This is a genomic window from Pantoea sp. GbtcB22 (assembly GCF_019091025.1).
GTDB classification, from domain to species: Bacteria; Pseudomonadota; Gammaproteobacteria; order Enterobacterales; family Enterobacteriaceae; genus Pantoea; species Pantoea leporis.
In genome coordinates this window covers 1-237 of the sequence record NZ_JAGXKB010000837.1, presented here as the reverse complement: position 1 = coordinate 237, position 237 = coordinate 1, and the positions used below count along the sequence as shown (strand labels likewise).

At 50.2% G+C, this 237-nt stretch carries 1 protein-coding gene; it reads left to right on the top strand.

Annotation, left to right across the window (positions count from 1 at the left end; genetic code table 11):
- Nucleotides 1–237: retrotransposon gag domain-containing protein (locus KVT28_RS26825; protein ID WP_217551358.1), on the top strand; the 237-nt coding region annotated here is incomplete at both ends.

Here is a 237-nt window from a genome sequence, read left to right as displayed (position 1 = left end):
CGCAATCGTCTCGCACTATCGCCGAAAAGTGCGGCCTTGGGCCTGCAGCATTCTGTGGGCAAGTTACCTGGGAAGAATTTCTGGAGGACTTCCGCAAATATCATCTTCCAGAAGCTGCGAGGGATCTTAAGGCAGAAGAATTCAGGAAGCTTAAGCTGAACACCAAGACCATGCAAGAGTACATTGAGAAGTTCACCACTCTGTCCCGTTATGCACCAGTGGAAGTCAACACTGAGC